General features: G+C 39.9%; 9 protein-coding genes and 1 tRNA gene. 5 read left to right on the top strand and 5 right to left on the bottom strand.

All coding sequences use genetic code 11. The features are described from left to right. A partial coding sequence (locus GJU39_RS22645) for a PIN domain-containing protein (protein ID WP_154283273.1) occupies positions 1-274 on the top strand: 274 nt, incomplete at its 5' end. Positions 275-505: 231 nt separating this feature from the next. Here the strand turns inward: GJU39_RS22645 and GJU39_RS24025 are convergent. The 5 genes from GJU39_RS24025 to GJU39_RS22665 all read right to left on the bottom strand — a co-directional run bounded on the left by GJU39_RS24025 (position 506) and on the right by GJU39_RS22665 (position 3,574). Continuing rightward, positions 506-745 carry a site-specific integrase gene (locus tag GJU39_RS24025; protein ID WP_245228071.1) on the bottom strand — a complete coding sequence of 80 codons (240 nt, stop codon included), beginning with the start codon at positions 743-745 and terminating at the stop codon, positions 506-508. A gap of 83 nt (positions 746-828) precedes the next feature. Further along, positions 829-1,728, bottom strand: coding sequence for a site-specific integrase (locus tag GJU39_RS22650; protein ID WP_245228072.1), 900 nt, complete (start codon positions 1,726-1,728; stop codon positions 829-831). Positions 1,729-1,975: 247 nt separating this feature from the next. Beyond that, a tRNA-Lys gene (locus tag GJU39_RS22655) sits at positions 1,976-2,048 on the bottom strand. Positions 2,049-2,202: 154 nt separating this feature from the next. After that, positions 2,203-2,901, bottom strand: a complete 699-nt coding sequence (locus tag GJU39_RS22660) for an NUDIX hydrolase (protein WP_154283274.1) — start codon at positions 2,899-2,901, stop codon at positions 2,203-2,205. A gap of 1 nt (position 2,902) precedes the next feature. After that, on the bottom strand, positions 2,903-3,574 hold the full coding sequence (locus GJU39_RS22665) for an HAD family hydrolase (RefSeq protein ID WP_154283275.1): 672 nt from the start codon (positions 3,572-3,574) through the stop codon (positions 2,903-2,905). Between the two features lie 132 nt (positions 3,575-3,706). Between GJU39_RS22665 and GJU39_RS22670 the strand changes: the two genes are divergently transcribed. The 4 genes from GJU39_RS22670 (at position 3,707) to GJU39_RS22685 (ending at position 7,947) form a co-directional block, all read left to right on the top strand. After that, positions 3,707-4,858, top strand: a complete 1,152-nt coding sequence (locus GJU39_RS22670; protein ID WP_154283276.1) for an aldose epimerase family protein — start codon at positions 3,707-3,709, stop codon at positions 4,856-4,858. A gap of 338 nt (positions 4,859-5,196) precedes the next feature. Next, positions 5,197-5,931 carry a (Fe-S)-binding protein gene (locus GJU39_RS22675; RefSeq protein ID WP_154283277.1) on the top strand — a complete coding sequence of 245 codons (735 nt, stop codon included), beginning with the start codon at positions 5,197-5,199 and terminating at the stop codon, positions 5,929-5,931. 1 nt (position 5,932) lies between these two features. Beyond that, positions 5,933-7,309 carry a lactate utilization protein B gene (locus GJU39_RS22680; protein WP_154283278.1) on the top strand — a complete coding sequence of 459 codons (1,377 nt, stop codon included), beginning with the start codon at positions 5,933-5,935 and terminating at the stop codon, positions 7,307-7,309. A 47-nt stretch (positions 7,310-7,356) separates the two neighbouring features. Beyond that, a complete protein-coding gene (locus GJU39_RS22685) occupies positions 7,357-7,947 on the top strand; it encodes a LutC/YkgG family protein (RefSeq protein WP_154283279.1) in 591 nt (196 codons plus the stop codon). Positions 7,948-8,423: the final 476 nt, after the last annotated feature.

Genomic DNA, 8,423 nt, shown 5'->3' on the forward strand with positions numbered 1-8,423 from the left:
CCAAAAGGAATCTAAATTAATGCATCTCAAAAAAATATCTGACGAAAAAAAATCTCTAGTATACTATTGCAATTCCAGGTGTAATGTCCTTATTGCTGATGATGAAACAGCAAATCACTATGCCTTAATCAAAACTGCCTTGTTGCAAAAAGGTAAACCAATACCGGAGAATGACATGTGGATAGCCGCAGTATCAAAGCAATTTGACCTAAAATTACATACGAAGGATAAGCACTTTAAAGAAATCGACAGTCTGAATTTACAGAGCTGGTGACGTATAGGGATTTATTTATTATTTTTCCCCACGCTCGGTGCGGCTTGCGAAACCCCTGCGCACGTAAGCCAGCCCGTTGTTCTCGCTTTTAGCCTTTACGGAGTGGTGGCTGTCGGTTTCCTGCGACTTCGGAGGTGCTATTGAAGCTTTGAACGGCATTCCTTTCCTTTGCATTCATACATTTTGACGAATGCACACCCGAACTGAAGTTTTTAGTGTGCATTATCTATACTATACAATAGCAAAAATCTCTCTTAATGGTGCCATATCGCTGGCAACTTTTTCGTCCAGCATTTTTGCATAGAGTTGGGTGGTGCGGATATTGGTATGCTCCATCACTTTAGATACGCTTTCGATAGGTACACCATTCAAAAAAGTAATTGTAGTGGCAAAAGTGCGTTTGGCGATCCGGTTGCCGAGTGTCTTGACGATGCCCGACAGGGCGGCAATCTCCACCAAATATTCGTTCATTTTTTGGTTGCTGGAAACCGGCAGCGCCCTGTTCTGATTGACACAGAAAGAATGATCTTTATACGTTTCCAGAATATCAGCGGCTATGGGAATAAGCGGACAGCTACAGGCGTACCTGTTTTTTTTGCGATAGCTGAACAGCCACTTTTCCCCGTCAATACCTGTACGTATTTCAGTTTGTTTGAGTTTTTGCACATCCGCATACGACACCCCGTATAACAGCTAAAGAGGAAGAAATCCCGAACCTGTGAAAGTCTTGCGGTACTGTATTTTTTGCCCGCAATGTTTTGCAGTTCATCCGCAGTCAGGTATTCCCTTTGTACTAGTTTTGATTTCGGCTTATAACCAAAGAAGGGATCAGTGATGATCCATTTGTTTCTAAGACATATACGGACGATTTTTCCAAGATTTTTAAGGTGCTTACTGGCTGTATTGGTATCATTATCCTTTGAAGTGTGCAAGTAGAAATCAAAACCATCAATAAACTCATGGTCTATATTTCGGATGTTGAGGTCACCTGTTTGATATTTGAATAAAAGATATTCTTTAACGTGCTTTTCAAGCACTTTAAACCGTCTCAAAGTGCCCTCCGCATAATCTTCCTTTTCTACAAGTGCGGCCATGTTTGTATTATGGATTTTAATGGCCTCAATAATGGTGTGTGTTTTTTCGGCTTTGCCTAAGAATTTGCATTTAACGCTATCAGCGGTTATTGCAGTTCCGTCTACGTTTAGCTGGCTATGGGCTGCATAAACTTCGGCTTTAATATTTTCCAGATAGGCATTCAAAGTTTTAACATCTTCCTTCGTGCCAATAACTTTTCCGGCTTTTGCATTCCATCGCTCTGACTCGCAATTTCTGCTTGTTGACATCTCCGCACGAACTCCGTCCACTGTGATTCTTAAAAAGATAAAGTAAACAGCCCCTTTTGTGTAGTTTTTTGGCTTTTTCAAAAAGAAAAGCACCCTAAAATTAGTTTTCATAACGATAACATTAAGGTTAAACAAACATAGCTTTGCTTCTTAAAATACACAAGATGTTCAGTTTGTAACAACCTGTTCAATAGATCGTTATATGCCATTCGGTGAGTCAATTTAACCGTTTTGCCTTACTCACCGAATCACTCACCAAAGTTTTGTGAATTCATGCGATTTTTGGCAATTCCCTAAAAGCAAAAACCCTGCTAATCGTGCGATTGCAGGGTTTTATACATTTTGATAGTCTTTGGTGTGATCCCGCTGGGATTCGAACCCAGGACCACTACATTAAAAGTGTAATGCTCTACCAGCTGAGCTACGGAATCATTTCCTTTTGTTTAAGGAGGTGCAAATATAGAGATTATAATCAACCATGCAAATCTTTTATAAAAATAATTTTTTGGCTGATTTTTGTGTTCACTAAATGTTAGGCCAATTGTCTGATTTCTAAATTTCTATCTTCCTGTTGTCGCTTTAAAATTATTTTATCGCCTTCGGAATAAAGTTTAAAAAAGACTGAAATTGCGCCTTATGCTTGTTTTTATCGAGCTTGAAATAGAATGCGCCACGCCTCGAATTTGATTTATCTTTTTCTGTTTGCTTAATCAATAAACCACTCGCTGTGATCTTTCTGATAAAGTTTCTATTGTCGATTGGTGCATCATACACCTGCTCATACAATGCTTGTAATTGCGGAATGGTGAATTTTTTCGGCAATAACTCAAATAGAATAGGATGGAGGGCGGCCTGGTAACGGATTTTATCCATTGCTGCCTGTACCATTACATCGTGGTCAAAAATGAGTTCCGGTACTTCTTTAATCTTGAACCATTCGGCATGAAACTGATCGTTAATTTGAGTGCTGTATTTATTAATATCGATTAATGAAAAGTAAACTACAGAAACGGTACGCTCGATAGGATCTCGGTCTGGGCGGCCGTAGGCATGCAATTGTTCCAGGTAAACATCATGTAAGCCGGTAAGCTCCAATAAAATCCGCTTTGCGGCACCATCTAAATTTTCTTCTTCGCCAATAAAACCACCCATTAAACTCCATTGATCTTTAATGGGTTCGATGGCTCTCTTGATTACCAGGAGTTTAAGCTGATCGCCATCGTACCCGAAGATAATGCAATCTACTGCAACAAGAACAGGTTTTTGATTGATATATTTTGCCATTTTAGAAGAGCGTATTTAATTTAAGATCATGGTAATCATTTATAAAGCAAAGAACATTCGGGTAATCTTCAAATTCTTCTATACTGTGGGTGGTTGTGATCACCACACTTTTCATCCCTGCGTTTAAGGCAGATTCCACACCTTTCGGCGTATCTTCAAAAACGAGACAATCATCCGGGCTTAGCTGAAGTGCAGCTGCTGCTTTTAGAAAGGTCTCTGGATCTGGTTTGCTAATGGTTACATCATCTGCACTCACTATGGCTTCCAGGTAATCGCGGATTTTCAATCCATCGATCACAAAATTGATATTAAAAGGAATTGCTGCGGAGCCAATAGCCATTTTGATGTTGCGTTTTTTAGCTTTTTCTAAAAAATCTGCCAGGCCATCAATTAAAGCCAGGTGAGGGAAATAGCCTTCCTGGTACCGTTTCTCTTTATCGAAAGATAGTTTTTTAACTTCTTCATCACTAAATTTACCTTTGCCAAAAACCCTTGCTAAAACTTCATGATTTTTGCCATACATTTCTTTTTTAACGGTTTCAAAATCCAGATTGGCACCCAAATCTTCATTCATAACCGAACGCCAGGCCATGGTATGATATTTCATGTCATTGATCATAGTGCCATTTAAATCGAATAAAAAAGCCTTGGGTTTAAAGTTGAGGGTATGCATATTAGGTACAAAATTAGGTGATTTTTTAATGATGCATCAGGCCACGCATCAATATTCTTACAATTATAATTATAATCGTCATGGCAACGATAATATATTTTCTTAATTTAGCCCTAACCAAAATAAATCTCTATGAAAAAAATAATGCTTAGTGCAGTACCTTTAGCAACATTATGTTTAGCTGTTTCACTATATTCTTGCAACCCGAAGGCTGATAAAGGTACTGAAGCCACCACGCAGACAGATTCTTTAAAATATAATACCACCGTTGATGGTAAGGCCGTTACACTTTATACTTTGAAAAATGCCAATGGTGCTACCGTAACCATAACCAATTACGGCGGAAGAATTGTTTCTCTTCTCGTTCCAAATAAAGATGATAAATTAACTGATGTAGTGTTAGGCTATGATAGCATTGGTGCTTACCGGAAAAAAGGCGAACCGTTTTTCGGTGCTTTAATTGGCCGGTATGGAAACAGAATTGGAAAAGGAAAGTTCACGTTAAATGGCGAACAATACACCTTACAATTGAATGATGGCCCAAATACATTACACGGTGGAACCGATGGTTTTTATGCTAAAGTTTGGGATGCTAAGCAAGTAGATGGGAAAAAACTGGAACTTGCCTATGTTTCTAAAGATGGTGAAGCGGGTTATCCTGGAAAGCTTGATGTAAAAGTAGTTTATACCCTAACGGATGATAACGCTTTGCAGATTGATTATACCGCTACAACGGATAAAGCAACAGTGGTTAATTTAACTAATCATGCTTATTTCAACTTAAACGGTGAAGGAAATAAATCTATTTTAGATCACGAATTAATGATTGCAGCGGATGCGATTACACCTGTTGATTCAACATTAATTCCGACAGGAAAATTGTTGCCGGTAGCAGGTACTGCCTTTGATTTTACCAAAGCCAAAACCATTGGAAAATCTATCGAAGAAACCAATGAGCAATTGAAATTTGGTAAAGGTTACGACCATAACTTCGCGTTAAATAAACACGATGACAAAACGCCTGATGCTACGGTAAAAAGTGCTTTAACGGGAATTAAAATGGAGATTTATACTTCAGAACCTGGTTTGCAGTTTTACAGCGGGAACTTTTTAACTGGTGCTGATAAAGACGGTAAGGGTGGAAAATCTTACCCGTTCCGCTCGGCAATTTGCCTGGAAACACAACACTTTCCTGATGCGCCGAACCACCCGAATTTTGCAAGCACAGAATTAAAACCTGGCCAAACGTATAAAACATCAACTACTTATAAGTTTTCGAAATAGTGATTTTTAAACCTCGCAGGCTTTATAACCCTGTGAGATTTACATGGTATTAAAACCTCGCAGATTGAACACTTGCGGGGTTTTTAGTTTGGAGCACAAACCCGGGTAAGCTAAACCCGATATACGCGAATGCCGGTTTTTTCTACCGGCAGCAGCATTAGCGGGACTACAGGAACCGATTATTTACTGGATTTGCTTTCCAAAAAAAACATAAAATACATGATTGTGCATAACAGTTGCCTGTTTGAAACGGGCTATTTTAGCTTTATAGATTCTAACCATAACAAGATGCAGATATTTCAGTGCACCAGCGTAAATCGGAGGGAGATTTTTAATAGATGAGAGTAGGTTTATTTGTTCCCTGTTACGTAGATCAGTTTTATCCAAATGCGGCCATCGCCACCTTGAAATTGCTTCAGAAACTGGGTGTAGAAGTCCATTATCCAACCAACCAAACCTGTTGCGGCCAGCCAATGGCGAACTCTGGTTATGAGCATTTGACTAAAAACTGCAATAGTTTATTTATTGAAAATTTCGCAGAGTTTGATTATATCGTTTCTCCATCAGGAAGTTGTGTGCTCCACATTAAAGACCACCTTCATGATGAAACACGGGAGGGTGATGCACAAGGCATTCGCAAGAAAGTTTATGAACTGGTGGAGTTTTTAACAGATGTTTTGAAGGTGGAAAAACTAACCGCTTCTTTTCCGCACAAGGTGGGGTTACACCAGAGTTGCCATGGCCAGCGGGGTTTACATTTATCATCGATGACGGAACTGGTTGATCAGCCTTTTTCTAAACCCATGCAGTTATTAAACCAGGTGGAAGGATTGGAAATTATTGAGCTTACCCGCCCGGATGAATGTTGCGGCTTCGGTGGTACATTTTGCGTGGCAGAGGAAGCCGTATCCGCAAAGATGGGCAAAGACAGGGTGGAAGACCACCTGATGAATGGCGCAGAATTTATTACCGCTGCAGATATGTCTTGCCTGATGCATATGGAGGGTATTTTGAAGAGAAAGAAAAGTAATGTGAAAGTGCTGCATATTGCAGAAATATTAAATGCTGGATAGGATGAGTACGACAAGCGGCATTAAACACCCCGAATTATCTGACATCTTTAACCGGGATGAGGAACGCGTAAACTGGCATGATGATACGCTTTGGTGGATCAGGGCAAAACGCGATAAGGCTGCTCACAGCATTTCTGAGTGGGAATTGCTTCGGGAAACAGCATCGCAAATTAAAGATAATGTGCTTTCTAATCTGCACAATTATCTGGTAGAATTTGAAGCTAAAGCGCAGGCCAATGGCATTGTTGTCCATTGGGCAGCGAATGCCGAAGAACATAACAAAATTGTACTTTCTCTGTTAAAAGCCAAAGGTATTAACCAGATGGTTAAGAGCAAATCGATGCTGACAGAGGAATGCCATTTGAACGAATACCTGGAAAAAAACGGGATTGATGTGATTGATTCTGACCTTGGCGAACGGATTGTGCAGCTGGCAAAAGAACCACCAAGCCACATTGTATTGCCCTGTATCCATAAAAAGAAGGAAGAGATCGGTCAGCTTTTTCATGAGCATTTAGGAACCGCCGAAGGAGTTTCAGACCCCCAGGTATTGACAGAAACAGCAAGAATCCATTTGCGGGAAACGTTTTTAACCAGGAGATCTGCACTTACGGGTGTAAATTTTGCCATCGCAGAAACGGGCGAATTTGTGGTTTGTACCAATGAAGGAAACGCGGATATGGGTGCTCATCTGGCCGATATTCACATTGCTTCTATGGGCATTGAAAAGTTACTCCCGAAGAAAAAACATTTAAGCGTTTTCCTCAGGTTGTTAACCAGAAGCGCTACCGGACAGCCGATCACCACTTATTCTAGTCATTTTAAAAAGCCTAGAAAAGGCCAGGAAATGCATATTGTATTGGTTGACAATGGCAGGAGCGTGCAATTAGGACGTGAAAGTTTCCGCAATTCATTAAAATGTATTCGCTGTGGTGCTTGTATGAACACTTGTCCGGTTTACCGGCGCAGCGGCGGCCATAGTTACCACAACGCTATTGCTGGTCCGATTGGGGCAATTTTGGCGCCAAACCTGGATATGAAAGAATATGCAGATCTGCCTTTTGCTTCAACCCTTTGCGGTTCTTGTACCAACGTTTGTCCGGTGAAAATTGATATTCACGATCAGCTTTATAAATGGCGACAGGTTATTGTGAAAGAAGGGCATTCGCCTGCTGCAAAAACGATTGCTATGAAGGTAATGGATTTTACTTTGTCATCTCCAACGCGCTTTAAATTAGCTGGTAAAATTGGCCGGTGGACATTGAAGAATGCGCCGTTCACGGTTAATAATCAACTAAATCTCTGGTTTAAAAATAGGGAAATGCCTACGCCACCTAAAGAATCTTTTTCTGAATGGTTTAAAAAGAATAATAAATAAGGAACCACAACATTATAAACGAAATAGACAAGCTATAATAATTAACCATGAGCAGAGCCACAATATTATCAGCCATTCTAAATAACCAACCTCAAACCACCACCTTACCTGTGGATTTACAGTTTGATTCTCCTGCTAAATCTGTAGTGACAGACAAATTCGTACAGATGATTAATTTCATCGGCGGACGGGTTGTTACCATCCAAAAAGTAGAAGACATTAATTTATATGCTTTAGAGCATTACAACCCGGGCGCAAGGCTATTAAGCCCCATGAAGGAACTGGATTTTTATACGCCATTTACCGGGGAAGAAGATCCGCATGAATTCGTGAATGCTGAGTTGGCGGTTTTTGAAACGCATTTCGCTGTTGCGGAAAATGGTGCGGTTTGGATTACGGAGGATAAAATGGGGGCAAGGGTGTTGCCATTCATTACGCAACATTTAGGGATGCTGGTTCGCGAAGAAAATATTGTAGCCACCATGCATGATGCTTATGGCGTGATCGGAGATGCCGATTATGGCTTTGGTACTTTTATCGCCGGGCCTTCTAAAACAGCTGATATTGAACAATCTTTGGTGCTGGGGGCGCACGGTGCCAGAAGTATGACGATATTTTTATTGAGGAGTGGGATGTAAGGGATTTTTGCAAACTTAGCTTGAGCAAAACTATTTTAAAGATAAGTTTGATTTTATAAATGTTATTAACCATCTGAGGTGTATAAATTTATAAAAGTTCAGCAGTTTGTATAGCAGCACGTTAGAAATTAACCATACAAGGCATATAAGTTTCATATAAGCGAAAAGGGTATATTTTTCATCCATACCTTAGATGGTAAACATTTTCCGATTAAATGATTTTTGCAAAAGTGGAAAATAGCGTCTGCAGTGATCTTTTTGATTTGGGGAATTATAACTTCTGATTGCTGAAAAAATTGATTTTGATTGGTTGAATAGGCCCTGAACTAAATTCAGGGTGACGGCCGTTAATAGTTTATGCCTTATATCATATAGGGCTCAAGTGCAGCTGGCCCAGATAAACAACAGGCAACGAATACAGGCTTCAACTATTTGAGACATATAAGTTTTTCATATAAGCTAAACGGCTTATATTT

The sequence above is a fragment of the Pedobacter petrophilus genome, from assembly GCF_009674725.1.
In the GTDB taxonomy this organism is placed as follows: domain Bacteria; phylum Bacteroidota; class Bacteroidia; order Sphingobacteriales; family Sphingobacteriaceae; genus Pedobacter; species Pedobacter petrophilus.

Coding starts and splice junctions, on each gene's coding strand:
- GJU39_RS24025 (WP_245228071.1), bottom strand. CDS start 745: ATGAACGAATATTTGGTGGAGATTGCCGCCCTGTCGGGCATCGTCAAG.
- GJU39_RS22650 (WP_245228072.1), bottom strand. CDS start 1,728: ATGAAAACTAATTTTAGGGTGCTTTTCTTTTTGAAAAAGCCAAAAAAC.
- GJU39_RS22660 (WP_154283274.1), bottom strand. CDS start 2,901: ATGGCAAAATATATCAATCAAAAACCTGTTCTTGTTGCAGTAGATTGC.
- GJU39_RS22665 (WP_154283275.1), bottom strand. CDS start 3,574: ATGCATACCCTCAACTTTAAACCCAAGGCTTTTTTATTCGATTTAAAT.
- GJU39_RS22670 (WP_154283276.1), top strand. CDS start 3,707: ATGAAAAAAATAATGCTTAGTGCAGTACCTTTAGCAACATTATGTTTA.
- GJU39_RS22675 (WP_154283277.1), top strand. CDS start 5,197: ATGAGAGTAGGTTTATTTGTTCCCTGTTACGTAGATCAGTTTTATCCA.
- GJU39_RS22680 (WP_154283278.1), top strand. CDS start 5,933: ATGAGTACGACAAGCGGCATTAAACACCCCGAATTATCTGACATCTTT.
- GJU39_RS22685 (WP_154283279.1), top strand. CDS start 7,357: ATGAGCAGAGCCACAATATTATCAGCCATTCTAAATAACCAACCTCAA.